Genomic DNA, 26,031 nt, shown 5'->3' with positions numbered 1-26,031 from the left:
CCCTGCCTAGGCTCGACGCATGGGACTGGGCCGTGCGGGGGTCGTCGCGGGGGTCGTCGTGGCCGCGGGCGCGCTCGTCGTCGGCGCCGCCAACGCGGTGGTGCTCGCCCGGACCGATCGCTGGATCGTGGAAGAGCCCGACGATCTCCCGCATGCGCAGGCGGCGATCGTGCCCGGATCGATGGTCCGCCCGGACGGCAGCCTCGGAGCGGTGGTCCGCCAGCGCGTCGACGCCGCCGTCGCGCTCTACGAGTCGGGTGCGGTCGACAAGATCCTCGTGTCCGGCGACAACCGCACCCACGCGTACAACGAGCCCGGAGCGATGCGCGATGCCGTGCTCGCCGCCGGAGTGGATCCGCAGGACGTCTTCACCGACTACGCCGGGTTCAGCACGTGGCACACGATGCGCCGTGCGCGGGAGGTCTTCCAGGTGTCCTCCGCGGTCGTGGTGACCCAGGACTTCCATCTCGCACGGGCCGTCGACCTGGCGCGCGCCGCCGACGTCGACGCGTACGGCCTCGGCGTGGGGGATGCGCAGCGCACCCGCGCCGGTGTCCGCGAGGTCCTGGCGCGGGTCCGCGGGCTGGGAGAGGCGACGCTGCGACCCTCGGTCGTCCTCGGGCCGCAGCTGCCGATCGACGGCGACGGCCGTACGTCCTGGGCCGGCGGCCGGTCCTGACGGCGACGGTGTGAGCGGGCTCTCGGGGGTCCGCGGAAACACGGACGGGGCGGTGTTCGTTGTTCAGAACAACAAATCAACGCGAAACCCACTCGTACGACCATTTCCGAGGAGATCCGATGACCATCATGAAGCGATTCGCACGACGTGTCGGCCGCAGCCCGATCGCGACCTTCGAGCCGTGGCCCCGCTACCTGGGCCGTCGCTGACGCAGCGCCCGAACAGACGACTGCGTGGGCACCGCTCCCGGATGGGGAGCGGTGCCCTCGTCATCGTCGGCTCGGGTCGGGCGTACCCCGGAGCCGCGCGTACGCCCGCTCACGCCGCTGCACCGCAACGTCGAGTGCGGCGCACCCGAGCAGGACGACAGCGCCGAGCAGGCCGACGGCATGAAGCGCCTCGGCCGCGGCGACCCCCACAGCGGCGTGCGCGGCCGGATCGGTGGCCGAGGGTGCGGCATCAGCCATGGTCGTGACCCCAGGACCTGGTTCTGCGGCCGTGCCCTGCAGCGCGAGCAGGAAGGTCGTGCTGGCGACCGTCCCGACCAGAGCGAGGCCGACCGCGGAGCCCAGGTGGTTGGACGTCTCGGCGAGGGCTGCGGCCCGGCCGGCAGCTGCCCGCGGTGCGCCGGAGACGACGCGGTGGGTGCCGAACGCGAAGAGCGGTCCGCAGCCGAACGCGGTGACGGTGATCGCTACGAGCATCGGGACCAGGAGCCGGTCCGGCGCGGCAGCGAGCAGCGCGAGCGCACCGACGGCGGCTACGGCGAGACCCAGGGGGACCAGCCGCGCTGCCGGCACCCGGTTCGCGAACAGGGGTGCGAGCAGTGTGCCGGCTGCGATCCCGAGTCCCATCGGCATGAACGCGATCGCTGCCCGCAGCGGATCCAGCGCGACCACCGTCTGAAGCGTCTGCGTCACCCAGAACCCGGTGCCCGCCAGCACGACCGCGACCATCGCCAAGCTGATCACCGATGCAGCGATCACGGGCCGACGGAGCAGAGCGAGATCGAGGAAAGGCACGGGCATCCGCCGCTGACGGACCGAGAACGCCGCCGCCGATCCCCCGGCGAGAGCGAGGACGGCCACGGCCACCGGCCAGGGGAGCGCCGTGCCCGGGATGACGGCCTTGATCGCCGTGAAGAGGCCGACCAGCGCCCCGATCAGCAACCCTGCGCTGAGCGCGTCGACACACGAGGTGTCGTCGCCGGACGGCCGCGACTCGGGGAGGAGCCGACGACCGAGGACCAGCACCACGACGCACACCGGCACCGCCAGCAGGAAGACCGAGCCCCACCAGAACCAGTGGAGCAGCACGCCACCGACCGCAGGACCGAACGAGGCGAACGCGAACTGGCACGCCGCCCACGTCCCGATCGCACGCGCCCGTCCCGTCGGGTCCTCGAACAGGTCGCCGATCAGGGCCAGCGTCGACGGCATCAGGGTCGCGCCGGCGACGCCCTGGAGAATCCGCGCGACGAGGAGAGCCTCGACGCTCGGCGAGAACGCGGCAAGGAGCGAGGCAGACAGGAAGCCGGCGCAACCGGCCAGGAGCAGGCGTCGGCGCCCGATCCGGTCTCCGATCGCCCCGGCCGCGACCGCGAGCACGCCGACGACCAGGCCGTAGACGTCGACGATCCAGAGCTGCTCCGTCGCGGAAGCGTCCAGGTCGGTCGTCAGGTCCGGTAGCGTCAGGAACAGCACGTTCATGTCGACAGCCACGACCGCGGTGGGAAGCAGCAGCAGGGTGAGGCTCAACCAGGGTCGCGCCGGGCCGCGCAGGCGAGCAGGGAAAGAGCCGGTCTCGGGATGTTTCATGCCCCGGGGTCGTCACGGAGCGATCAGTCTCGACACGATCTCGAGTCGAGTTCTCGGCGGATGTCGAGTCAGGGCGAACGGTGACGACCCTGTGCTGAGCGGCCCGTCGGGACGCATCCGAGAAGGAGACCCAGATGAAGTACTTGATCATGATGAACGTGGACCCCGCCGTGCTCGAGGGGCTGACACCGGAGCAGCAGCAGCTGATCGGCGACGGCCACGCGGCATTCATGGCTCGGACGAAGCAGAGCGGTGAGTTCGTCGCGACCCAGGCCCTGGCGGACCCGAGCAGGTCGAAGGTCGTCCGCAGCAACGGCCACGGGCTCCAGGTCACCGACGGTCCGTTCGTCGAGGCGAAGGAGTTCATGGGCGGCTTCTACCTGCTGGACGTCGAGGACGAGTCCCGTGCCGTCGAGCTCGCGAAGCAGATCCCCGACGCGAGCGTCCCCGGGCTCGCGCTGGAGGTGCGCCCGGTGATGTTCGCCGACATGGGCGACGGGTGACGGTCGACGACGACGCCGAGGGCCCGTGGCGCGAGCTCGCACCACGGGCCCTGGCGGGACTCGTGCGCCGGTACGGCGGCGACCAGTTCGAGGCGTGCGAGGACGCCGTGCAGGACGCGCTCGTCGAGGCTCACCGGAGGTGGGCGTCGCAGCCGCCGGACGACCCTGCCGGATGGCTCTCCACGGTCGCTCGGCGCCGTTACGTCGACCGTGTCCGCAGCGATCGGCGCCGCCGCGACCGCGAGAGCCGGGAAGCGATGCTGCGGGTCCCGGTGGCCGCGCCGGGTGGTGCTAGCGACGACTCGCTGCTCCTGCTGCAGCTGTGCTGTCATCCCGCTCTCACGAGGACGGCGCAGGTGACACTCACGCTGCGCGCGGTTGCCGGGCTGACGACGCAGCAGATCGCCAACGTCTACCAGGTCCCGGTCGCGTCGGTCGCGCAGCGGATCACGCGAGCCAAGCGGCGGCTCACCGAGGCGGGCGCGGACTTTCCGCGACCGGCCGACGCGGCGGAGCGGATGGGGTCCGTCCTCGACGTCCTCTACGTGACGCTCACCGAGGCGCACCACACGACCACCGGGGATCCGGCCCGCGATCCCGGGCTCGCGGCCGAGGGCGTACGGCTCACCCGACTGCTGCGCGGCGCGGTCCCGGACGACACCGAGGTCGCGGGTCTTCTGGCGCTCATGCTTCTCACGGAGGCGCGTCACCCCGCGCGGGTCGGGCCGCGCGGGGAGCTCGTGCCGCTGGACGAGCAGGACCGTCGGCTCTGGGACCAGGATCTCGTCGCCGAGGGTCTGGCGCTCCTGGACGGGGTCGTGCCGGGCTCGAGCCCTGGTCCGTACCTCCTGCAGGCCTGCATCGCCGGGGTCCACGCCCAGGCGCGCGACACCGGCTCGACCGACTGGGACGAGATCCACGCTCTGTATCGCGTGCTCGAGCACCGGACCCAGGGACGGAACCCGACGGTCGTTCTCAACCGGATCGTGGCGCAGGCGATGGTCGACGGCCCGCGCTGCGCACTGGGTGAGCTCGAGACGCTCGCCGCGGCCCATCCCGACCTGCCTCGAGCACAGTCCGTCCGCGCGCACCTGCTGGAGCGCGAAGGGCGTACGAACGATGCGGTGCGCGCCTATCGTGACGCTGCGCGGGCGACGCTCAACGTCGCCGAGCAGCGCTACCTGCGGGAACGCGCACGCCGGCTCGTCGTCGACGAGTAGGTGGGCGGGTCGACGCGACCGAGATCGTCGCCGATGTGTCAAGAGGCGTGGACTGCGGCTCCGACCTCGACGCGTCGACCCGCCCGGTCCGGGGGTCAGGGGTTGGGGTTGTTGGCGGTGGGGATGTCGATGAGGATCGGCTCGATGCCCTCGCTCATGTAGATGAGGACCACGACCCGGATCAGCTCCTCGAAGGTCCAGTAGAGCTTCTCCGACAACGGCAGGTTGAGGCCGAACTCGCGGATCTTGACGAAGATCGGCCACCCCGTCCTGATCGTGGGATCGAGGATGAAGTGTCGCGGGATCTTGAGGCTGTCGGTGATCTTGTTGCCCAGCATGTAGCGCGTGAACGACTCGAGCACCGGCCGGGTGACGAGCGTGGCGTCGAGGTTCTTGCCGAGGTCGAGCAGCATGTCCGCGAGCTTGATGCCCTCGGGCGTCGCGCCGAGGAGCGGGACGAGGATCTGCTCACGCTGCGCGAGCGCATCCGCCCACGTCGCGGGGATGTACTCGTCGAGGACGCCGAGCATGCTGGCGGTGACCTGCCACAGGTGGAGGTACGCCTCGGCCTCGTCGTCGGGGACGTCGATGTCCCACTCCATGAGCTTCTGCCACACCGACGACGCCAGGCTGTGCCAGGTGACCATGATGTCGCGCTGGCTGATCGGGATCTCCTCGTCCGCGGCCGCGACCCAGTGCGGTGACTGGGGGAGGAGGTGGCGGACGCCCGCGTGGGTCATCCGCGTCCGGGCACAGGTCACCGACATCTTCCCGTCGGAGCGGTACGCGTGGTGGTCGCCGATGTCCTTGCCCAGCTTGGCCGTCTTGGAGATGCGGTCCTTGAGGTCCCATCCGCCTTTGGAGTAGTAGACGGCGCGGGCCTCGCGCGGGATGGCGGTGCTCATCATGCCGCTGTTCATCCCGTAGAGGACGCCGAGATACAGGCCCCACTTCTCGCAGAAGTCGAACGCGACGTCGAGCTTCTCGAGGTCCGCCCAGGCCGGCAGCTGGATCGCGCTGTTCATGAACTCCTGGACGTCCGCCGGCGCACCGGACGGCACTGCCTGGCCGTTGTAGATCCAGCGCTTCATCGAGTCGTTGACCAGCTGCGCGTCTCCACGGTCGATGACGTCGGCGATCAGCGAGTCGACCGGGTCGTCCCAGACCCACCGCGGGTCCAGCCCCGCGCCGGTGCCGGCGACCGATCCTGCCGGTGACCACGACCATGCCGTCGACGGCGCCGCGACCGTCATCGCGCCGAGTGCGCTGAGCGCTCCTCCTGCTTTGAGGAGCCGTCTCCTGTTGAGCTCGCCCATCGTTCCTCCTCCAGTCGCCGCCGCGGACGCGACGGTGTGATGTGCATCATAGAAGCGTTATCGGCAGATTGCCAGTAACAACTGGCAGAACGACGACAGCGAGGGGAGGGGGCCGTGCCGCAACGGACGGAACGGGCCAAACCGGCGCCGGATCGCTGGCCCTACGGCAAGATGGCCGACATGGCCTCGGGACGCGTTCGCATGAATCCGGACGTCCGGCGTGAGCAGATCGTCTCCGCGGCGGGCCGGGTCTTCGCCGAGCGGTCGTACGACGAGGTGTCCACCACCGAGCTCGCGGCCGCTTGCGGGATCAGCCGTGGCCTGCTCAACCACTACTTCGCCACCAAGCGCGACCTCTACCTCGCGGTGCTCGCTCGCCTGCTCGACGGCCCCCGTCTGCCGACGCCGGCGTTCGTCGAGGGAGCCACGGTCGAGGACCGGGTCGAGGAGAGCGTCCGCGACTGGGTCGCGATGGTCGCGCACCACCCCCAGGCCTGGCTCGCGGCGGCCGCCCTGCTCGGGCAACCACGCGACGGCGAGATCCAGGAGCTGGTCGACACCTACGTCGAGCGCATGGCCGACGGGATCTGCGAGATCGCGGGGCTCCACGACGTGCGTGCGGAGCCGGAGGTACGGGTCGCCCTGCACGGCTACTCGGCCTTCGCCACGACCACGACGCGCCGCTGGCTCGGCGGTGGTGGGGTGACGCGTGACCAGCTCGAGCAGCTGCTGGCCGCCACACTCGTCACGTTGGTGCGCCAGACCATCCCGGCGCTGCTCGCGGCACGCTGACCACGGCCGGCGGTACGGCGCGGTGCGGGGGGTGCGGCGTGCGCGTCGGGCGTGTCGGGATCGCGCTGAAACTGACCCGCCATGTGACCTTCGGGCGGAGGTACCGTGCAACGGTCGTCCGACGGGATGGGGGGATTCCGATGCGACAAGCGTCGGCCGGGTACGCCGATGGAAGCAGGTCGGCGGGCCGATCCCGTGCCGGGTCGGCATGCGGATCCGCTACGGCCGCGACACGGTGCGGTTCCGGATCAGCGAGACGTGCCTCGGCGGGTACGGGAAGGTGCGGGTGAGCGTGCGGTCCGGGGACGTCGATCCGCAGACCGGGAAGCAGCGTACGGACTGGCTGCCGTCGCGTCGGTCGTTCACCGGCTGGGTCGCGCGCGGCTGACGCGCGGCGGCGGTGCCGCCGGACGCAGGTCCCGGACGACGTCGCGCACCATCCGGACCGACGACGCGTCGAGGACGTTGCCGAACTCGATCACCCGGACCCGGTCGGCCAGGGCGTCGCGGACGTCCGGTCGCTCGCTCGGGAGGACGACGACGTCGATCCCGCGCAGGTCCGCGCCCGACGTGCCGGCCAGGATCCGGACGTTCGTGATCCCGGCCTGCTGCAACGAGTCGCGGACGCTGATCGCCTGGTCCTCGGTCGGATACCAGAGCCCGACCGTCCGGTCGTGTGGCACGCTCGCGATCTCGACGAGGGTGCGGATGTGCGGAGCCACGACGAGCGCGACGACGTCGGCAGGTCGACCGCGTGCCAGCGCCCGGACCTCGGCCAGGTGGAAGAACGTGGTGAGGACGAGGTCGACGTCCAGCTCGGGTGCCTCGAAGCCGCCCAGCACGAGTGGCTCGACCTCGATGCCGAGCTCGTGCTCGAGGTCGTGGGCAAGGGCGGTCGCTCGGTCGGTGTTGCACTCGACGAAGGCGATCCGCGGTGCGCTGCCTGCCGCTCGCGCCGCGTAGCCGCCGGCGAGCTCGGCGATCTCGGCCGGGCCGAGACCGATCCCTATGCACGCGTCGACCGCGGACGCCAGCAGGTCGTGGGCGTGGTCCCGAGTGGCTGAGGCGGCACGCGCGCCCTCGGCGCCGACCACCACCATCCCGCGCCGACCGCGCGACTCGACGAGCCCGCGCCGGCGCAGGTCTCCGTACGCCCGGGCGACCGTGTTGCGGTTGATGCCGAGGTTGTCCGCGAGCAGCCGTGTCCCCGGGAGCCTGTCGCCGTCGGCGAGCTGGCCCGTCTCGACCATGAACGTCACCTGCGTGACGATCTGCCGGAACAGCGGGATGTCGGAGTGCTGGCTGACCCGGATGCGGGTGTCCACCGGTCTCGTCGTCATCGTTGTGGCCTACCCTCCGGGCTGATCTTCTAGGCTGAAAAAGGTCCGATGGGGCCGAGACTAGCGAAAACTCGCGGAAAGTGGACGCTCCCACTCGCCGACCCCGGCCAAAGTGTCCTAGTCTCATGGGTCAAGGGCGCCGGTACGCGGGGCCGGGTCAGGAGATGCCACGTGAGCACCGACGCCTTCTGGGACGACGCCGATCGTCACCTCGTTCGCTACCTCCCGTCGTTCACGCCGCGGATCATCGAGCGCGCCGCCGGCTCGTACGTCTACGACAGTGACGGCAACGCGATCCTCGACTTCACGTCCGGGCAGATGAGTGCGGTGCTCGGGCACGCCCACCCGGACATCGTGCGGGCCGTGAGCGAGTCGGTCGCGTCGCTGGACCACGTGTTCTCCGGGATGCTGAGCCGCCCGGTCGTCGACCTCGCGCGGCGCCTGTCCGACGTGCTGCCCGACCCGCTGACGAGGACGATGCTGCTCACCACCGGCGCGGAGTCGAACGAGGCCGCGCTCAAGATGGCGAAGCTCGCCACCGGCCGGTACGAGGTGGTCTCGTTCGACCGGTCGTGGCACGGGATGACCTCGGGCGCTGCGTCGGCGACGTTCTCGGCGGGACGTCGCGGGTACGGGCCGATGGTTCCGGGCAACCTCACGCTCCCCACGCCGAACGCCTACCGCTCCCCGTTCCGCCGTCCCGACGGCTCCTACGACTGGGAGGCGGAGCTGGACTACGGGTTCGCGGCGGTGGACGCGCAGTCGACCGGGTCGCTGGCCGCGTGCATCGTCGAGCCGATCCTGTCCTCCGGCGGCATCATCGAGCTCCCGCCGGGCTACCTCGCGGAGCTGAAGCGCCGGTGCGACGAGCGCGGGATGCTGCTGATCCTCGACGAGGCGCAGACCGGGATGGGGCGGACGGGCCACCTGTTCGCGTTCGAGCGCGACGGCGTCGTCCCCGACATCCTCACGCTCTCCAAGACGCTCGGCGCCGGACTCCCGGTCGCCGCGGTCGTGACGAGCGACGCGATCGAGCAGGCGTGCCACGAGCGCGGGTTCCTGTTCTACACGACCCACGTGTCCGACCCGCTCGCCGCGGTCGTCGCGAACACGGTGCTCGACGTGATCGCCCGCGACGGGCTGGTCGAGCGCGCGGCGAAGCTCGGCGAGCAGCTCAGCGAGCGCCTCCACGGGCTGCAGGACCGGTACGACGTGGTCGGCGACGTGCGCGGCCGCGGGCTGATGCAGGGCGTCGAGCTCGTCACCGACAAGGCGACCCGTGCCCCCGCGGACGCACTCGGCTCCGCCGTCACGGCAGCGTGCCTCGAGCGCGGCCTGCACATGAACATCGTGCAGCTCCCCGGCATGGGCGGGATCTTCCGGATCGCGCCCCCGCTCACGATCAGCGAGGCCGACCTGCACACCGGGCTCGACATCCTCGCCGACGCGATCGCGGCCGCCACACGCTGAGCCTCACCCAGCCCCGACCGGAATCTCGACATCGCCGTTGCTCGGACGACGGTCATGTCGAGATTCCGGTCCCGGCGTCACGAGCCGGTCGCGCGGAACCGGACGCCGTCCGGCGTGGCGCGGCCCGGTGCTAGCGCCGTACGAGCGGCGACGTCCCGGTCGAGCTCGGCGAGCAGGAACGCCGCGACGTAGTGCCTCACCACCGCGTGCCCCTGATGCCGTTCCCAGGCCGGGTCCGAGCAGAACCCGGTCGGCATCACCGCCAGACCCCGACGCGCTCGGGCGCACGGGCCGGTGAACACGAAGTGCCCGGCGCCTTCGAGCGCCACCTCGGTCCTCCGTGCGCTCCCCACCGACTCGTACGCCAGGGCGGAGGTCCACGCGAACGGCGAGTCGTGGTCCGCCGTACCGCCGATCGTGAGCACCGGGGCGGTCACGGCCGCGAGCCCGGGGCGTCCGAACATCGCGGCATCACCGGCGAGCGACACGACCGCGTCGACGGGCGAGCCCGACGGGCGCTCCTGCGTCCCGCCCGCGATGTCGCCGAGCCGCGGGAGCAGCGCGTCGCACAGGAGCCCGAGCGGCCCGTCGCCGCCGGCCTCGGTGCACGCGGCGTCGAACGCGTCCGCGTCGACCCTCGCGCCTCCCGCCGCGAGCGCGGTCGCCCCGCCGTACGAGTGGCCGACGACCGCGACCGTGTCCGGGTCGACGACCCCGCCGAGCTCGCCGTCGCCGAAGGCAGCCGACGCGACGTACGCCCGGGTGGCCGCGACGTCGTCGGGGCGGTCCCGCGTCGCCTCCCACAGCCGCCGTGGGTCCAGCGCCTCCCTGTGGTCGGGCGCGACCACCACCAGCCCGTACGACGCGAGGTGCTCAGCGAGCCAGCCGTAGCTCTCGGGCGTGATCGCGAATCCCGACGAGAGAACGACCAGCGGGTACGGGCCACCCACCGTCTCGGGGGTGGCGTGCAGGCGTGCCTGCCCGCCGTAGGTCGCAAGCGCGGTCGGACTGCTCGCGCTCAGCATCGCCACGCCGTAGGTGTAGGTGAGCGCGGGCTCGTCGGCCGACCCCACGCGGGCCGGGTACCAGACCGTCAGGTCCAGCGGCGCCTCGTCCGTCCGGAACCGGTGCAGCCCCACGCCGTACGGGCCGGGTCGCGCATGGCTCAGCCCGGCGTACGCCGCCGGCTCCCGTCCGGCGGCGGGCGCGGTGAAGTCCATCAGGTACGCGCCGGCGTTCGCGGCGATCCCGACGAGCAGGACCCCGGCCACGACGACGGCCAGGACGACCGTCCGAATCGTGCGACGGATCGCGATCATCGTCTGCCACCCTTCGGCTCGTCTCGACACTCAGAGCTGCGTGCGCTGCGCCCGCGCAGCCGACTCCGACCACGCGTCCTCGTCGACGCCCTTGATCAGCAGCCAGAGCGCGAACACGAGCTCGCCCGGGATCGCCACGACCAGCACGACCGTCGCCCAGACGTCGGTCATGCCCGGCGCGACGAACGTGCCGAAGCTCTGCAGCAGGTAGCCCGCCCCGGCGAGTGCGAGCAGCAGGCCCGGGATGCGGGGCAGGAAGCCCGACCGGACGACCAGCCACCCGGTGAGCAGCAGCGAGAGCGCGAAGAAGAACCCCCACACGAGAACGATGTCGTCGTTGGCCTCCTGGAAGACCATCACGAGGGCGTTGCGCTGGTCGGCGTCGAACGCCGCGGCGTACCCGCCCGCGTTCACGACGACGAGGCTGAGGATGCTGGTGACGAGACAGCCGGCGGCCATCACCACCGCCTCGGCGACCCGAGCGAGCGACGCTGCGAGCGACATCGAACGGCTGACGGGCCGCAGCAGCGCGTACAGCACCGCGGCCAGGACGATCTCGATCAGCACGATCGAGGCCTCGCCGGCCATGCCCCAGCGGAACAGGGTCTCGTTGTCGTGGATGTTGGCGGCCGTGGTCGCGGCGTCCCCCGGGACCACGAGGCTCGAGCGGACGAGCGTCGCGAGCGGGTAGACCACGAAGATCGCGAGGTACAGCCAGCCGGCCACCTTGGTGAGGCGGCGCAGGCGGGCTCGGCGGGTCTCGGTGTGCGGCGCAGGTGTGGACGGTGCGGCGTTCGAGGGTGCGGTGGTGGCGGTCATGGCTCCTCCTGGTGGGTGCGGGCTGGATCGGTCGTAGGGAACGGGTGGGGTCAGGGAACGAGGACGACCTTCCCCCGGGCGCGCCCGCGGTGGACGTACTCGACGGCGTCGGCGGCGTCGCGCAGGTCGTACGCCGCTTCGACGTACGGAGCGACGTCGCCGGACGCGAGCAGGCCGGTGACGACCTCGAGGTCGGCGGGCTCGGGCGACGCGAACAGCGGTCGCAGCCGCTCGGGACCGAAGGGCGAGAGCAGGACCGCGGCAGCGAAGCGACGCAGGCCGGTGAGGGAGCGGGGTTCGCCACCCCCGACGACGACGTACGTCCCACCGCGCCGCAGCGTCCGGCGGGCACGGGTGAGCGGCGCGCGGCCGGCGAGATCGAGCACCGCGTCGTACCGGCGGCGCTCGGCGGTCGGGTCCGCCTGCGTGTAGTCGACGACGTGGCGGGCGCCGAAGGAACGGACCAGGTCGACGTTGCGGTTGCTGCACACGCCGGTCACCACCGCCCCGTACGCCGTGGCGAGCTGGACGGCGAAGGATCCGACACCGCCGGAGGCTCCGATCGCGAGGACGCGCTGGCCCGACGCGCGCCCGGACTCGATTCCGGCGAGGCGCAACGCCTGGAGCGCGGTCACCGCTGCGGTCGGGACGGCGGCCGCCTCCTCGTACGTGAGGGTGTCCGGCTTGCGCGTCAGGTCGCCGGCCGACGCGGCGGCGTACCGGGCGAAGGCGCCGCGCGCCCACCCGTACACCGCGTCGCCGACCGTCAGCGTCGTGACGTCCGGTCCGACCGCGGCGACGACACCGGCGACGTCCGTCCCCGGGACCCGGTGCTTCGGGCGCGTGATGCCGTAGGACAGGCGGGCGGCGTACGGGATGCCTTCGATCGCGAGCCCGTCGCCGCGGTTGATGCCGGCGGCGCGGACCCGTACGACCACGCCGTCGTCCGGGGGAGCGGGCACCGCGAGCTCGCGCTGCCCGACGAGACGCGGGGCGCCGTACCGCTCGTGGTACGCCGCGGGGGCGGTGCTCGGAATCTGTTCGATCATGGGTCCGGTCCTTCCGTCCGATGCCTGAAACGCTAGGAAGCGGGGAGGGGCCCGGTCTTGACATCCGCGGCCGTTCTGTTGCCCGATCGGGCCAGCCGCGCCCTAGGCTGGAGCGCGGCGGTCGCCGGCCGCCGCTGACCGGGAGGCAGCGCGACGTGAGCACGGTCCGGAGCTCGGTGGTCCGCGTGATCGCCCGCGTCGCGAGCGCACCGGAGACTCCCGAGGCGCTCCTGCGCAGCGTCGGACTCGGGGTCGGGGGGACGCCGCTCGACGCGTCGAAGGAGAGCGTGGAGGCGGAGGCGTACTACGCGTTCCTGGAGCGCGCGACGTTGCCGGACGACCACGGTCTGCCGTACCGCTACGCCGAGACGCTGCACCCCGACGACTTCAGCGCCCTCGGGCTCGGGCTCAAGACGGCTGAGACGCTGCGCGACTCGCTGCGGCGGCTCGTGCGTTACGTCCTGCTGCTCAGCGACACCCTGGAGTACACCCTCGAGAGCGCGCCCGACGGCGGCGCGACGCTCGGCCTGATCCGTCCGCACCACCGACGGGGCGCTGCCCTCGCGAACGAGTGCGCGCTGGCGGCGGTGACGTCCGTCCTCCGCGAGGCCGCCGGGAAGCGCGTCACGCCGACAGCCGTGTCCTTCTGCCACGACCGACCGGACTCGATCGCCGAGGCGCACGCATTCTTCGGCTGCCCGGTGCGGTACGGGGCGCACCGCAACGCGCTGGAGCTCGACGCCCGGACCCTCGCGACGCCGGCGACGCTCGCGGACCAGGGCCTGTCCACGTTCCTGCTGGCCCACCTGGAGGAGCTGCGCTCGGAGCAGGCCGAGCGGTCACTCGTCGAGTCGGTCCACGCGACGATCACCGACCTGCTGCCCGACGGCGTGCCGAAGAGGTCCGTGATCGCCCGGCGCCTGGGCATGAGCGAACGCACCCTGCACCGGCGCCTCGCCGAGCACGGGGAGAGCTACCAGTCGATCGCCGTGCTCGCCCGGCGCGAGGCTGCGGAGGCGCTGCTCGCCGACGACCGGCACTCGCTCGCAGAAGTGGCGTTCCTGACCGGGTTCGGGGACCAGAGCTCGTTCCAGCGGGCGTTCAAGACGTGGACCGGGCAGACGCCCCTGACGTTCCGGGAGGCGGCCGGGGAGGCCGGGGCGGGGTGAAGCGGACTGCGCAACCACGCGGACCTACGATTCCCCGACGCGGCGGGGAGATCACCGCGTGGGGGCGAGAATCGTACGTCCGGACGGTCGTTCGGTCCGCGTACCGGCCGGCCGCCCCACGCGGCGGGGGTGCGCGGGGCGGCCGGGGATCCGGATCGGGCGCGGTGCCCGGCGGGGATCAGACGAGATCGGGCTCGGCGGCACCAGCAGGGCCGCCCGCAGCGGCGCGGACGTCCGCAGTGACGAGGTCCTTCTCCTCCTCCGGGTCGGAGGTCGTGACCAGCGCCGTGACGACGAAGGCGATGACACCGGCTGCGGCGGCGACGAGCGTGGCCCAGCCGTCGAACCCGGCCCCGACCAGCGAGTTGTCGACGTAGAGCAGGTCGTTCGGCACGCCGTACAGGGTCGGGGTCAGGACCAGGAGGACCACCCGGACGACGAACCCGACGCCGGCGCCGACCAGCGCGGCGGTGGACGTCGAGCGCTTCCAGAACAGGCCGAGGAGGAACGGCGCGATCAGGCAGGCGAGCATCAGGTCGAACGCGAGCGTCAGCAGGATCCCGGTCTGGCTCACGCGGATCGCCAGGAAGATGCCGATCGCGACCACCGGCAGCATCGCCACGCGGGTCCAGCGCAGCAGCGGGTCGGCGTGACCGGGCTCGACCTCGCGGCGGACGCCGGCGATGTTGCGGACCGCGACGGCCGCGGTCGCGAGGATCGCGCCGGACGCTGTCGAGAACGACGCGGCGACGACGCCGGAGAGCACGAGGATCGCCAGCAGCGCCGGCGCGTACCCGTCGAGCAGCTGGTACATGATCGGCGCCTCGTCCGAGGTCAGGCCGAGCACGGAGGAGGCGGTGAGCGCGACGAGCGCCCAGATGATCCCGACGGTGGCGGTGAAGCCGGCGCCGATGAAGCAGGACTTGCGGGCGACCTCGGGGCTCTTCGCGCCGAAGATGCGCTGCATGAAGTCGATCGCGACCAGGTCGCCGATGCCGAGCGAGATCAGGGTGGCCCAGTTGATCGCGGCACCCTGGCTGGTGTCGGTGAGCTGGCCGAAGTCGAACGGGCCCATGCCGGCGGGGATGCTGATGCCGTACTCGGCCATCACCCAGAACAGCAGCACGATCGTCGCGACCACGGTGATGATCGCCTGGATGACCGCGGTGTAGGCGTCGGAGAACAGGCCGCCGCCGATCGTGTACGCGAGGACGAGCAGGACCGCGAGGACGACGCCCACGTCGTACGGCATCGGGGTGAAGTACTCGAGGAGGAAGCCGCACGCGACGAGGTTGCCGGCGAGCAGGATCGTGAACGCGAAGATCATCAGCACCGACGCGACCACCTCCACGGATCGGTTGTAGCGCCGGGCGAAGAAGTCGCCGAGCGTGAACAACCCCATCCGGTTCATCGGCCGCGCCAGGAACAGACCCGCGATCGTCAGGCAGATCGCGAGCCCGATCGCGAGCGACGCGCCGGCCCAGAAGCCGTACGCGGAGCTGAGGTCGGTGTTGCCGACCGTCGCGTTGCTGTCCACCGCGGCGGTCGTGAGCGCGACCGCGACGAGCGGGATGCCGAGCTGCCGCCCGGCCACCAGGTAGTTGGCGCTGTCCCCGTCGATCTTGCGAGCGACGGCGATGCCGACGACGAGGACGAGCAGGACGGTGAGGGCGACTCCGGCGATGATCATGGTGACTCCACGGGGTACGGCGCCGACTTTCGGTCGGTCGACAGATAGTGGTCACCATTCAGGCGCGCCCGTATTACGACGGGGCACTCCGCTTCCTCACAGTCGTGTTAACGAGGGTCTCGATCGGGGCTCGGGCCGACCCGTTGGTCGAGGCACGAGCGGAGCGAGCGATCGAGACCCGCTGTGCGCTCAGCCGGCAGCCGGCCGTACGAGCGCCGTCCCGGCCGTGTGCGCGCGCTCGATCGTCGCGGAGTCCGCGCCGAGCAGACGCAGAGCCGCATCGGCCAGGCGCTCGCCGGCTCCGCGCACGACCATCTCCGGCTCGTTGCGGCGGCGCAGGATCGTGGACTCGACGAGCCCGAAGACGAGGCTCGCTTCCTCCTGGGCGTCCTCGGGTCCGACGCCGAGCACCGCGCCGACCAGGGTGCGGTACACGCCGAAGAGCCGCTGCCGCTCGGCGTGGAACTCCGCGAACCGTTCGTCGGCCAGCTCGGGCAGCAGGTAGAGCGAGGCCGTGTTCTCCTGCCCGGACAGCAGGAGGTGCACGTCGTAGGCGCACAGCGCCCAGAGCCGTGTCTCGGCATCGGCCTCGGCGTCGGCGACGGACGCGGCGAACGCCGTCGACGGACGCACGGTCGCGAGCAGCAGCTCGAGCAGGATCGCGTGCTTGCCGGCGAAGTAGTGGTACATGCTCGCCTGGGAGATCCCGGCGGCGCGCGCGATCGCGTGGGTGCTCGTGCTGCCGTACCCGGACTCGCAGAACAGCGCCGCCGCCGCGACGAGGATGTCCTCCTCGGTGGTGAGCCCCGATGTGGAGGGACCCTGCGCGCGAGGTCGCCCGAGCTTCGAGGCCATGCGCGTGACGGTAGCAGGGCGACCAGGACCTCCCTCTCGGTTTACCGAGCCTTAACGCTGCTGAGACGCGTCCGTACGGGCACTCGCGTTGACTTTCGATCAACCGACAGAAAGGCCGCCGCTCATGTCGACCGACAGCATGGTCTCGACCGGGACCGCGACGACCGCAGGCGCTCGTGCGCACGCCCGAGCTCAAGAGGCGCAGGCACTGAGCGAGGGCTTCGCGCGACCGGCGCCACCCCCCGGTGTCACACCCGACGACGTCGTCTGGGCCGAGCGGATCGCAGGCGGTGGGTACAGTCACCGGCGCATCACCCGGGGGACCTGCGTCCGGCTCGTCGACGTCGCCGGCGACGCGTGCGCGCACGTCCTCGCCTACAACGCGCTCGCGCCCTGGGAGCGCCTGAACGTCGCCGACACCGTCAAGGTGCAGTGGCAGGTGTACGCCGGGGCGGGCCGGCTGCTGCTGTCCGACCAGGGTCGCGTGCTCGCGTCCGTAGTCGAGGACACGTCGGGGCACCACGACACGATCTACGGAACGTCGACCCAGGCGCGCAACGAGCGGCGCTACGGCGACGGGTCACCCGAAGGGCCGTCGCCGGCGGGACGCGAGCTGTTGGTGCTGGGCGCTGCCAAGCACGGGCTCGGACGCCGCGACGTGGTGCCGTCGGTCTCGTACTTCCAGGGTGTACGGATCGACGACGAGGGCCGCCCGCACCCGACCGGATCGGCGGGTGCGGGCGGCAGCGTGGTGCTGCGCGCGGAGATGCCGTTGATCCTGCTCGTCGCCGACGTGCCCCATCCGCTCGACCCGCGCGACGAGTACGTCGCGACGCCGCTCGACGTCGTCGCGTGGCGCGACCGGCCGACCGGTCCGGACGACCCCCTGTGGGACGCGACGCCGGAGGGCCGGCGGGCGTTCGAGAACACCCGCGACTACCTGCGCTCCGGAGGTCTGGCATGAGCACGTTCGTCTCCCGCACCACCGTGGCCCCGCGCGCACCGTGGTCGGCCGTGCTCGAGCGCGGCCAGCTCCTCACGATCGTCGACCTCGACGGCAACCAGGCGGTCGACTTCCTCGCCTACGACGCGCACGAGACGAGCCGGGCGTACTCGGCGCAGGCGACGCTGCAGGAGCAGGACTCGGTCTTCCTCACCACCGGCAGCGTGCTCCGCGACAACGAGGGCACGCCGCTGTTGAGTGTCGTCGAGGACGAGGTCGGGCGCCACGACACCCTCGGCGGGGCCTGCTCGAAGGAGTCGAACACGCTGCGCTACGGCCACCACACGTACGGCCAGCACGCGTGCGCGGAGAACTTCCTGCGTGAGCTGAGCCGCTACGGGATGGGCAAGCGCGACCACGTCCCGAACGTCAACTGGTTCATGAACGTCCCCGTCGATCCCGACGGCGCCCTCGGCATCGTCGACGGGATCTCCGCCCCGGGCCTGTCGGTCAGCCTGCGTGCGGAGAAGGACACACTCGTCCTCGTCTCCAACTGCCCGCAGATCAACAACCCCTGCAACGGCTTCGACCCGAGCCGCGCAGAGATGGTCGTTCGAGCGGGGGTGCCGGCATGACGGCGCCGCGCAGCCGGACCCGTACGCTCCTGGTCGCGAACCGCGGCGAGATCGCGGTCCGGATCCTGCGGTCCGCCCGCGCGCTCGGGATGCGCACGGTCGCGGTGTTCTCCGAGGCCGACCGGGCGGCGCCGCACGTGCGGCTCGCCGACGAGTCCGTGCTGATCGGCCCCGCCGCACCGTCGGCGAGCTACCTCGACGTCGAGGCGGTGCTGGCGGCCGCGAAGCGCACCGGCACGGATGCGATCCACCCCGGGTACGGGTTCCTGTCGGAGAGCGCGGAGTTCTGCGAGGCCGTCGAGGCGGCCGGGATGACCTTCGTCGGACCGACCCCGCACCAGCTCGGCGCCTTCGGGACGAAGCACACCGCCCGTGCCGCTGCGGAGCGGGCGGGTGTTCCCGTCTTCGCGGCGACCGGACTGCTGGGGAACGCCGCGGAGGCCGTCACCGAGGTGGAGCGGCTCGGCTACCCGGTCATGCTGAAGGCGACCGGGGGTGGCGGAGGGATCGGGATGACCGTCTGCCGCGACGCCGACGAGCTCACCGACGCGTACGAGCGGGTGACCCGGCTCGCGGCCGCGTCGTTCGGATCGGCCGGGGTGTTCGCCGAGCGCTACGTGGAGCGGGCGCGTCACATCGAGGTCCAGGTCTTCGGCGACGGGACCGGACGGGTCGTGTCGCTCGGCGACCGCGACTGCACGCTGCAGCGGCGCCACCAGAAGGTGGTCGAGGAGGCGCCGGCGCCGGCGCTGCCCGACGACGTACGGGCGCAGCTGCACGCGTCGGCCCGTGACCTGGCCGCGGAGGTCGGCTACCGCTCGGCGGGGACCGTCGAGTTCGTCTACGACACCGATCGCGACGAGGCGTCCTTCCTGGAGGTCAACGCGCGGCTCCAGGTCGAGCACCCGGTGACCGAGGCCGTGACCGGGGTCGACCTGGTGGCCTGGATGCTGCGCCTCGCCGCCGGTGACGCGTCGATGCTCGACGCGTACGTCGACGCGACCGGACGCGGCGCCGTCCCGGTGATCGGGCACGCCGTCGAGGCACGTGTCTACGCCGAGGACCCGGCCGAGGGGTTCGCGCCGAGCGCGGGGGTGCTGACCCGGGTCGCACTTCCCGAGAGCGACGACGTCCGCGTCGACGCGTGGATCGCCGACGGCACCGAGGTCACCACGTCGTACGACCCGCTGCTCGCGAAGGTGATCGCGTCGGCGCACGACCGCGACGCCGCGTACGACCGGCTCGGCGTCGCGCTCGCGGACGCACGGATCGACGGGATCGAGGTCAACCTCGGGCTGCTGCGCACCATCACCGGGCTCGACGTGGTGCGGGCGGTCGAGCACACCACGAGCACGCTGGATGCGGTGACCGATCCCGAGCCCCGGATCCGCGTCGACCGGGCCGGGATGATGACGACGGTGCAGGACGTCGAGGGCCGCGCCGGTGCGTGGCAGGTCGGTGTCCCGCCGAGCGGGGCGATGGACGACCGGTCGCTGCGGCTCGCGAACCTCGCCCTCGGCAACGATCCGAACGCCGCCGGGCTGGAGTGCACGGCGTCCGGGCCGGCTCTGCGGTTCTCGCACGCGACGTCCGTCTGCGTCACGGGCGCGGAGGCGCCGGTCATGGTGGACGGAGACCCGGTGCCGATGTGGGAGCCGGTGGACGTGCCGGCCGGCGCCACGCTCGACGTCGGCGACGCGACCGTGGGCCTGCGGACGTACGTCGCCTTCGCCGGCGGGCTCGACGTGCCGGAGTACCTCGGCAGCGCAGCGACGTTCACCCTCGGCGGGTTCGGCGGCCACGGTGGTCGTGCGCTGCGCCCGGGTGACGTCCTGCGGGTGGTGTCCGGCCCGGTGGTCGAGGCGCGAGCGGAGTCCTTCCCGTTGGTCGAGGCGCGAGCGGAGCGAGCGATCGAGACCCCACAGATGACCCACGCGTGGGAGCTCGCGGTGACCGAGGGTCCGCACGGCGCACCCGACTTCTTCACCCGCGAGGACATCGACACGCTGTACACGTCGGCCTACGAGGTGCACTTCAACTCCGCGCGCACCGGCGTACGGTTGGTCGGGCCGAAGCCGCAGTGGGCGCGTCCGGACGGGGGCGAGGCGGGCCTGCACCCGTCGAACCTGCACGACAACGCCTACTCCGTCGGTGCGCTCGACTTCACCGGGGACACGCCGATCCTGCTGGGGCCGGACGGTCCGAGCCTGGGCGGGTTCGTCTGCCCGGTGACGGTCGTGACCGCGGACCGGTGGAAGCTCGGCCAGCTCCGGCCCGGCGACACGGTCCGCTTCGTCCCCGTGGAGGTGGCGGACCTGCCCTCGCGTCGCGCGGTCGCCACCCCCGCGTACGTCCCGCGAAGCCCGAGCGCCGACGACGGGGGTGTGCTCCGTCGCGCGGACGGCGAGCCGTCGGTCACCTACCGCCGCAGCGGCGACGACAACGTGCTCGTGGAGTACGGCGACCTGGTGCTGGACCTCGGGCTGCGCGCCCGCGTCCACGCGCTGCACACCGCGCTCGCGGAGCGGGCGGTCCCGGGCGTCGTCGACCTGACCCCGGGGATCCGCTCGCTCCAGGTCCATGTCGATCCCGATGTCCTGCCCACCGGACACGTGCTCGACCTGCTCGCCGAGATCGAGCGGGAGCTCCCGGCGACCACCGAGCCGGTGGTCCCGAGCCGGCAGGTCCGCCTGCCTCTCAGCTGGGACGACCCGGCGACGCGTGAGGCGATCGAGCGCTACATGGCGGGTGTCCGCGACGACGCGCCGTGGTGCCCGTGGAACATCGAGTTCATCCGCCGGATCAACGGGCTCGACTCGGTCGACGACGTCTACCGCACGGTCTTCGACGCCGACTACCTCGTGCTCGGCCTCGGCGACGTCTACCTCGGGGCGCCGGTCGCGACGCCGCTCGACCCGCGGCACCGGCTCGTCACGACGAAGTACAACCCGGCGCGCACGTGGACCGCGGAGAACTCCGTCGGGATCGGCGGCGCGTACCTCTGCATCTACGGGATGGAGGGGCCGGGCGGCTACCAGTTCGTCGGCCGTACGACCCAGGTGTGGAGCACCTACCGCCACGACCGGGCGCCGTTCGAGGACGGTACGCCGTGGTTGCTGCGGTTCTTCGACCGGATCTCGTGGTACCCGGTGGGCGCCGACGAGCTGCTCGACCTGCGCGCCGACATGGCGGCGGGGCGTGGCTCGCTCGACATCACCGAGGGCACGTTCTCCCTGGCGGAGCACGAGCGGTTCCTCGCGGACAACGCCGGGGACATCGCGGCGTTCCGGGAGCGGCAGGCGACGGCGTTCGGTGCGGAGCGGCAGGCGTGGCACGCGTCGGGGGAGTTCGCCCGGGCGGAGCAGGCGGCCGACGCGGTCGTCGCCGACAAGCCCGACGTGGAGGTCCCCGACGGCGGTTCGCGTGTGGACGCGCCGCTGGTCGCGAGCGTGTGGAAGGTCGGCGTAGCGGTCGGTGACCGCGTGACCGCAGGGCAGACGCTGGTGACGCTGGAGGCGATGAAGATGGAGTCGGCGGTCACCGCGCCGTGCGACGGCGTCGTCACGGCGGTGCGCTGCGCGGCGGGGGAGCAGGTCGCGCCGGGCGAGGCGCTCGTGGTCCTCGGGCCGGTCCTGGAGGAGGCAGCATGACGGCGACGGCGCCTTCCGAGACGCTCGGCGGGCCGGGGGCTGCGACGGGACGGGTCCCGGCCGATCGGGTCGACGATGCGTACGACGCGGTGGCGCGCGTGAACAGGGCCGAGGTGTGGATCGGTCTGCGCGAGCGTGACGAGGTGCGTGCGGAGGCCGAGGTCGCCGAGGGCCCGCTCGCCGGGCTCCTGCTCGCGGTGAAGAACAACGTCGACGTCGCCGGGCTCCCGACGACGGCTGCGTGTCCGACGTTCGCGACCGGGCCAGCGGAGGCTGACGCCGTCGCCGTCGCCAGGCTGCGTTCCGCGGGGGCGACGGTGATCGGGACGACGAACCTCGACCAGTTCGCGACCGGCCTCGTCGGGCAGCGCAGCCCGTACGGCGGCGTGCGGGACGCGCGCCGCCCGGCGTACGTGTCGGGCGGGTCGAGCTCGGGATCGGCCGTCGCCGTCGCGCTCGGCCTCGCCGACCTGGCGATCGGCACGGACACCGCCGGGTCGGGGCGCGTGCCCGCCGCGTACCAGGGGATCGTCGGGATCAAGCCGACGCTCGGCGTGGTCTCGACCGAGGGTGTCGTGCCGGCGTGCCGGTCGTGGGACGCGGTGACGATCATGGCGCGCGACCTCGCGACGGCCGGTGCTGCGATGGGGGTCATGGCCGGGGGACCGGGGACGCGGGCCTGGCCGGCCGACGCGCCGGTCGGTGCGCCGGCGCGCCCGCGCCTCGCCGTGCCGGACGAGCTCGTCGCGATGGCGCCGGGGTGGGCGGAGGCGTTCGGCGCAGCCGTCGACCAGGCTCGTACGGCCGGGTGCGCGATCGTGCCGATCCCGTTCGGCTCGTTCCTCGAGGCGGCGCGGTTGCTGTACGACGGAGGACTGGTCGCGGAGCGGCATGCCGCTGTCGGGGACTTCGTCGACACGCACCGCGAGGACGTCGATCCCACGGTCGGCGCGATCATCGCGCGCGCCGGGGACGTGCGGGCCTCGGACATGCTGCGCGACCGGGAGCGACTCGACGCGCTGAAGCGGGAGTCGCTCGCGCTGTTGACCGACTGCGACGCGCTGCTCGTCCCGACCGCGCCCGGACAGCCGACGCGAGCCGACGTCGCGGCCGACCCGGTGGGGGTGAACTCGTGGGTGGGGACCTACACGAACTTCTGCAACCTGTTCGACCTGTGCGCCGTCGCGGTGCCGGCGGGCGAGGTCGCCGACCAGGGCGACGGGGTGGCACAGTTCGGCGTCACGCTGCTGGCTCCGGCGTTCGGCGACGCGGTGGTCGCGGATGTCGCGGCGCGGGTCCGGGGGCTCGGTTCCGAGGGGCCGTCGGACCGGGGGACACCAGGCGACGGCGCTGTCGTGCCGCCGCTTCCGTGGCCCGCGGCCGCCGGTCTCGCGACGACCGAGCTCTTCGTCGTCGGCGCACACCTCGTGGGTCAGCCGCTGGAGCGCGAGCTGCGGGATCGCGGTGCCCTGTGGTGCGGTCCGGCGCGGACGGCGGCAGCGTACGCGCTGAAGGCGCTCGACACCACGCCGCCGAAGCCGGGACTCGTCCGCGTCGGCGCGGGTGGTGCGGCGATCCGTGGCGAGGTGTGGCGTCTGTCCGTCGGGGCGCTCGGCGACTTCCTCGCCGCGCTGCCGTCGCCGATGAACCTCGGCGCGGTGGACCTGGAGGACGGCCGCGAGGTCCTGGGGTTCGGCTGCGACGCTCAGAGCGCCGCGGGCGGTGCCGACATCACGCGCCACGGCGGATGGAAGGCGTACCTGGCCGCGCGGTGAGGGGCGCTGCTCCCGGCGTGACGCACGCGTCGCCGACGGTCAGGCCCCGCCCCGCTCGTCGCGCGGCCGACCGTCCGGGTTGTGCACGCGGTTCAGCAGTGCGGCCGCGATCGGCATCGTACGGGCGCGGTCGCGGGTCGCGGGCAGACGACGCAAGCGCCCGGGCGGTCTGGGTCCGCGGCGCCCGTCGCGGTACCACGCGTCCAGCGCGTCGGCGTACTCCCCGTACTTGTCGAACATCGCGTGCGAGCTCAGGCAGTCCGCCATCACCGTCTTGAGCTCGGAGCCGCCGAGCACGTCGTCCAGCCGGTCGAGGTGCTCGGCGGCGAGCCGCAGCCGCAGGTCCCGCGCATAGGTGTCGTCGAGCACGGCGGCGGTGAGCTCGGAGTCGTGGGTCCAGGAGCGGCGGTTGAAGTTGTCGGAGCCGGTCGCGGCCCACCGGTCGTCGATCACGGCGACCTTCGCGTGCACGTACACCGGGACGCCGGCCGGGTTCTCCAACCCGTACGCCGCGACGCGCCCGGGGGCGACCCGCATCAGCAGGTCGAGGGCCTGGTCGCGGGCGAGGTGCTGCGCGGAGCGGTTCAGTCCCTCCACGTCCGGGTACAGCGGGATGATCGTGATCAGGCGGAGGTCCTGCTGCGCGCGGAGCTGCTCGGCGAAGATGTCGGCGACGTCGTGGCCCCAGAAGTACTGGTCCTCCACGTAGACGAGCTCGGTCGCGTTCCCGATGGCCTTCCGGTAGCCCGCGGCGACGCTGCGCTCACCTCGCGGCGCGAACGGGTAGGGGCGGCGCGGACGTTCCGGGTAGGTCCGCAGGAGCTGGACGGTGTGCGTCCCGGCCTCCGGCGGGGGCGGGAGCTGCGGCGCGAGCGGCACGGGCGTGGTGTCGACGCGGCTGATCGTGTCGCGGACCTTGCGCCACGGCAGCGACGTGGGAGGGGTCTGGTCCTCCCACCGCTCCCGGAACACCGTCTCGATGTCGTGGACGATCGGCCCCTGCAGCCGTACCTGCACGTCGTGCCAGGGCGCGTGCTCGCCGTACTCCGGCACGGTCCGCCGGCCCTGGGGGTCGCCTGCGTGGTCGTGGTCGTCGCGGCGGTTGTGGGCGAGATCGATGCCGCCGACGAACGCCAGGTCGGCGTCGGGCCGGTCGGGATGCCGGATCACGACGAACTTCTGGTGGTGCGAGCCGCGTGGCCTCACCCGCATGTCGAGGATGACCGGGATGCCGCGCTTGCGCAGCTGCTCACCGAGGTGGCGGTTCTGCTCGTGGAAGAACCCGGCCTGGTCGGTGTGCGAGCGCCACACGAGGCCCCGTACGTCCACGCCGCGCTGCCGCGCCGCCGCGAGCACGTCGAGCACCCGGCTGTCCGGGTCGTCGGTCAGCTGCTGGCCGGCATCACCCTGCCAGTCGGTGAACAGCACGAGGTCGCCGTCGCCCGTCGCCTCCAACGCCTCGTGCAACGCGGCGAAGTACGTCGCCCCGTCGATCAGCGGGTCGACCTGGTTGCCGGTCGACCACGCGCGGTCACCGTCGTACCGGTCGTCGATCTGCGTGTACGGGTTGTCGCGCTCGGACCGCGTCAGCAGCCAACGCTCGGGATCGGGCATGGCGTCACTATGACGCACCGGACCAACCGGCGGCGAGAGCGCCGCCCCACTACCCCCGCGCGGCCAGCCCCGCGATGTCACCGGCCCGGAACGCGTCCACGAACAATGCGTGGTCGTGCCGCGCGGTCTCGGCGTAGGTGATCCCGAATCCCACGACGTCGTCGACGAACGCGTCCTCGTCGTCGCCGATCACCGCGACGATCGCCTCCTCGGTCTGGAACTCGACGAGCTCCTCGTCGCTGTCCTCGTCGGACGCGCAGTGCACCTTCGCGGTCGCACGGCCGAGGTCGACCAGCAGCGGCTCGATCTCGTCGGGCTCGGTGATGTCGTCCCACTCGAGGTCGGTCTCGTACGGTGACAGCTCGGCGACGACGAACCCCGTACCGGCGATCGACGTCCATCCGAGGAAGTGGTCTGCGTGCGCCTGGAGCGCTCGCTGGCTCACGACCGTGCGGTGCCCGTCGTGCTCGAAGAAGCCACGTGCTCGCTCGTCGCCGACGACGCGTCCGACGGCGGAGCGGTTGCCCTGCTTCATGCTGAGCACGATGTCGTTCTCTAGTGCCTGGTCGAAGCCCTCGATCAGCACGTTGTACGCGGGGAGACCGGCGCTGCCGATGCCGAACCCGCTCTTCGCGACCACGTCCTTGACGTCGTAGTAGACCGCGCGACCGGACAGCTTGTCCGCCGGGATCGTCTCCAGGTACCGGTCGAACGCCGCGAGGACCTGGGAGCGTTCGGCCGCGTCGAGGTGTCGGACGGTCGTGTCGTCGACGAACCGCCGCTCATGGTCCGTCACCACGGTCATCGACCCCAGGAGCCCGATGCGCGTGCCGGCCCGCGCGGTCTGCAGCGCGCCGTGCACCGCGCCTTCGGTGTTGTCGAGCCGCAGTGCGAACTCGCTCGTGTCGTCGTCGGTGCCGAGATAGCGCCGGACCTGGTCGAGGTAGGCACGGAGATAGACGGCCGCGAGCCGCCGTACGTCCTCCTCCGGCAGCGCCTTCTGCCAGCACAGCAGCGCGAGGCTCGCGACGAAGCGGCGCAGGTCCCACGAGAACGGCCCGAGATACGCCTCGTCGAAGTCGTTGACGTCGAAGACGAGTAGGCCCTCGGAGTTCATGTAGGTGCCGAAGTTCTCGACGTGCAGGTCACCGTGGATCCAGACCCGGGACGTGCGGTCGTCGCCCCAACGGTCCTCGGCCCCGGCAAGGTCCGCGTAGAACACGCACGCCGACCCACGGAAGAACGCGAACGGGTCCGCCGCCATCTTGCGGAACTTCGTCCGGAATCCCCGGGGATCGGCCCGGAGGAGATCGTCGAAGGCCTCGGTGAGGGTGTCGACGACGTGCTGCCGCCGGTCGTCGTCGTCGCTGCTCATC

21 protein-coding genes are annotated in these 26,031 nt (G+C 72.2%); 11 read left to right on the top strand and 10 right to left on the bottom strand.

The window, feature by feature from the left end; all coding sequences use genetic code 11:
• Window positions 1-19 precede the first annotated feature (19 nt).
• On the top strand, window positions 20-679 hold the full coding sequence (locus CLV56_RS18835; RefSeq protein WP_100415439.1) for a SanA/YdcF family protein: 660 nt from the start codon (window positions 20-22) through the stop codon (window positions 677-679).
• 269 nt (window positions 680-948) lie between these two features.
• Here CLV56_RS18835 and CLV56_RS18830 read toward each other — a convergent pair whose 3' ends face one another.
• Window positions 949-2,436 carry an MFS transporter gene (locus CLV56_RS18830; RefSeq protein WP_157805227.1) on the bottom strand — a complete coding sequence of 496 codons (1,488 nt, stop codon included), beginning with the start codon at window positions 2,434-2,436 and terminating at the stop codon, window positions 949-951.
• Window positions 2,437-2,630: 194 nt separating this feature from the next.
• On the opposite strand from CLV56_RS18830, the gene CLV56_RS18825 reads away from it, so the two are divergent.
• The gene (locus tag CLV56_RS18825; protein ID WP_039347950.1) at window positions 2,631-2,999 is read left to right on the top strand and encodes a YciI family protein; all 369 of its coding nucleotides are present in this window, start codon (window positions 2,631-2,633) and stop codon (window positions 2,997-2,999) included.
• Window positions 2,996-4,219: an RNA polymerase sigma factor gene (locus CLV56_RS18820; RefSeq protein ID WP_039347953.1), complete on the top strand. Its 1,224-nt coding sequence runs from the start codon at window positions 2,996-2,998 to the stop codon at window positions 4,217-4,219. The genes CLV56_RS18825 and CLV56_RS18820 overlap by 4 nt, the downstream gene beginning before the upstream one ends.
• A 95-nt stretch (window positions 4,220-4,314) precedes the next feature.
• Here CLV56_RS18820 and CLV56_RS18815 read toward each other — a convergent pair whose 3' ends face one another.
• Window positions 4,315-5,535 carry an oxygenase MpaB family protein gene (locus tag CLV56_RS18815; RefSeq protein WP_039347957.1) on the bottom strand — a complete coding sequence of 407 codons (1,221 nt, stop codon included), beginning with the start codon at window positions 5,533-5,535 and terminating at the stop codon, window positions 4,315-4,317.
• A 201-nt stretch (window positions 5,536-5,736) separates the two neighbouring features.
• On the opposite strand from CLV56_RS18815, the gene CLV56_RS18810 reads away from it, so the two are divergent.
• Both CLV56_RS18810 and CLV56_RS18805 read left to right on the top strand, forming a co-directional pair.
• Window positions 5,737-6,327, top strand: coding sequence for a TetR/AcrR family transcriptional regulator (locus CLV56_RS18810; protein WP_157805226.1), 591 nt, complete (start codon window positions 5,737-5,739; stop codon window positions 6,325-6,327).
• Between the two features lie 208 nt (window positions 6,328-6,535).
• The gene (locus CLV56_RS18805; protein WP_039347960.1) at window positions 6,536-6,715 is read left to right on the top strand and encodes a hypothetical protein; all 180 of its coding nucleotides are present in this window, start codon (window positions 6,536-6,538) and stop codon (window positions 6,713-6,715) included.
• Here the strand turns inward: CLV56_RS18805 and CLV56_RS18800 are convergent.
• The gene (locus CLV56_RS18800) at window positions 6,690-7,667 is read right to left on the bottom strand and encodes a GntR family transcriptional regulator (protein ID WP_039347963.1); all 978 of its coding nucleotides are present in this window, start codon (window positions 7,665-7,667) and stop codon (window positions 6,690-6,692) included. The genes CLV56_RS18805 and CLV56_RS18800 overlap by 26 nt on opposite strands.
• A 171-nt stretch (window positions 7,668-7,838) precedes the next feature.
• Here CLV56_RS18800 and CLV56_RS18795 point away from each other — a divergent pair, with 171 nt between their 5' ends.
• On the top strand, window positions 7,839-9,137 hold the full coding sequence (locus CLV56_RS18795) for an aspartate aminotransferase family protein (protein ID WP_039347966.1): 1,299 nt from the start codon (window positions 7,839-7,841) through the stop codon (window positions 9,135-9,137).
• Between the two features lie 77 nt (window positions 9,138-9,214).
• Here the strand turns inward: CLV56_RS18795 and CLV56_RS18790 are convergent, their stop codons facing one another.
• From CLV56_RS18790 to CLV56_RS18780, 3 genes are read right to left on the bottom strand one after another with little or no spacing between them, the layout of a single operon-like run.
• Window positions 9,215-10,456: an alpha/beta hydrolase family protein gene (locus tag CLV56_RS18790; RefSeq protein ID WP_100415436.1), complete on the bottom strand. Its 1,242-nt coding sequence runs from the start codon at window positions 10,454-10,456 to the stop codon at window positions 9,215-9,217.
• 30 nt (window positions 10,457-10,486) lie between these two features.
• Complete coding sequence (locus CLV56_RS18785) at window positions 10,487-11,275, bottom strand: DUF4386 domain-containing protein (RefSeq protein WP_100415435.1); 789 nt, start codon at window positions 11,273-11,275, stop codon at window positions 10,487-10,489.
• 50 nt (window positions 11,276-11,325) lie between these two features.
• Complete coding sequence (locus CLV56_RS18780; protein WP_100415434.1) at window positions 11,326-12,324, bottom strand: NAD(P)-dependent alcohol dehydrogenase; 999 nt, start codon at window positions 12,322-12,324, stop codon at window positions 11,326-11,328.
• Window positions 12,325-12,479: 155 nt separating this feature from the next.
• Here CLV56_RS18780 and CLV56_RS18775 point away from each other — a divergent pair, with 155 nt between their 5' ends.
• Window positions 12,480-13,493: an AraC family transcriptional regulator gene (locus CLV56_RS18775; RefSeq protein WP_170224825.1), complete on the top strand. Its 1,014-nt coding sequence runs from the start codon at window positions 12,480-12,482 to the stop codon at window positions 13,491-13,493.
• 178 nt (window positions 13,494-13,671) lie between these two features.
• Here the strand turns inward: CLV56_RS18775 and CLV56_RS18770 are convergent, their stop codons facing one another.
• Both CLV56_RS18770 and CLV56_RS18765 read right to left on the bottom strand, forming a co-directional pair.
• Window positions 13,672-15,183, bottom strand: coding sequence for a sodium:solute symporter family transporter (locus CLV56_RS18770; protein WP_100415432.1), 1,512 nt, complete (start codon window positions 15,181-15,183; stop codon window positions 13,672-13,674).
• 189 nt (window positions 15,184-15,372) lie between these two features.
• Entirely contained in the window at window positions 15,373-16,038 is a 666-nt protein-coding gene (locus tag CLV56_RS18765) for a TetR/AcrR family transcriptional regulator (protein ID WP_100415431.1), read from the bottom strand.
• Window positions 16,039-16,162: 124 nt separating this feature from the next.
• Here CLV56_RS18765 and CLV56_RS18760 point away from each other — a divergent pair, with 124 nt between their 5' ends.
• The 4 genes from CLV56_RS18760 to atzF are packed head-to-tail and all read left to right on the top strand — an operon-like array spanning window position 16,163 to window position 23,041.
• On the top strand, window positions 16,163-17,002 hold the full coding sequence (locus tag CLV56_RS18760; protein WP_211288198.1) for an urea amidolyase associated protein UAAP1: 840 nt from the start codon (window positions 16,163-16,165) through the stop codon (window positions 17,000-17,002).
• The gene (locus CLV56_RS18755) at window positions 16,999-17,616 is read left to right on the top strand and encodes an urea amidolyase associated protein UAAP2 (protein WP_039347969.1); all 618 of its coding nucleotides are present in this window, start codon (window positions 16,999-17,001) and stop codon (window positions 17,614-17,616) included. Before CLV56_RS18760 ends, CLV56_RS18755 begins: the two co-directional genes overlap by 4 nt.
• Complete coding sequence (uca, locus tag CLV56_RS18750) at window positions 17,613-21,266, top strand: urea carboxylase (protein WP_039347972.1); 3,654 nt, start codon at window positions 17,613-17,615, stop codon at window positions 21,264-21,266. Before CLV56_RS18755 ends, uca begins: the two co-directional genes overlap by 4 nt.
• Window positions 21,263-23,041, top strand: a complete 1,779-nt coding sequence (gene atzF / locus CLV56_RS18745; protein WP_100415430.1) for an allophanate hydrolase — start codon at window positions 21,263-21,265, stop codon at window positions 23,039-23,041. The genes uca and atzF overlap by 4 nt, the downstream gene beginning before the upstream one ends.
• Before the next feature lie 39 nt (window positions 23,042-23,080).
• On the opposite strand, the gene CLV56_RS18740 is transcribed toward atzF, so the two are convergent.
• Entirely contained in the window at window positions 23,081-24,655 is a 1,575-nt protein-coding gene (locus tag CLV56_RS18740) for a phospholipase D-like domain-containing protein (protein WP_039347975.1), read from the bottom strand.
• Window positions 24,656-24,704: 49 nt separating this feature from the next.
• Entirely contained in the window at window positions 24,705-26,030 is a 1,326-nt protein-coding gene (locus CLV56_RS18735) for a DUF2252 domain-containing protein (RefSeq protein WP_039347978.1), read from the bottom strand.
• Window position 26,031: the final 1 nt, after the last annotated feature.

It is taken from the genome of Mumia flava (assembly GCF_002797495.1).
Classification (GTDB): Bacteria; Actinomycetota; Actinomycetes; order Propionibacteriales; family Nocardioidaceae; genus Mumia; species Mumia flava.
Note: the sequence above shows the minus strand (reverse complement) of the source record. Positions and strands in the feature narration are given on the sequence as shown.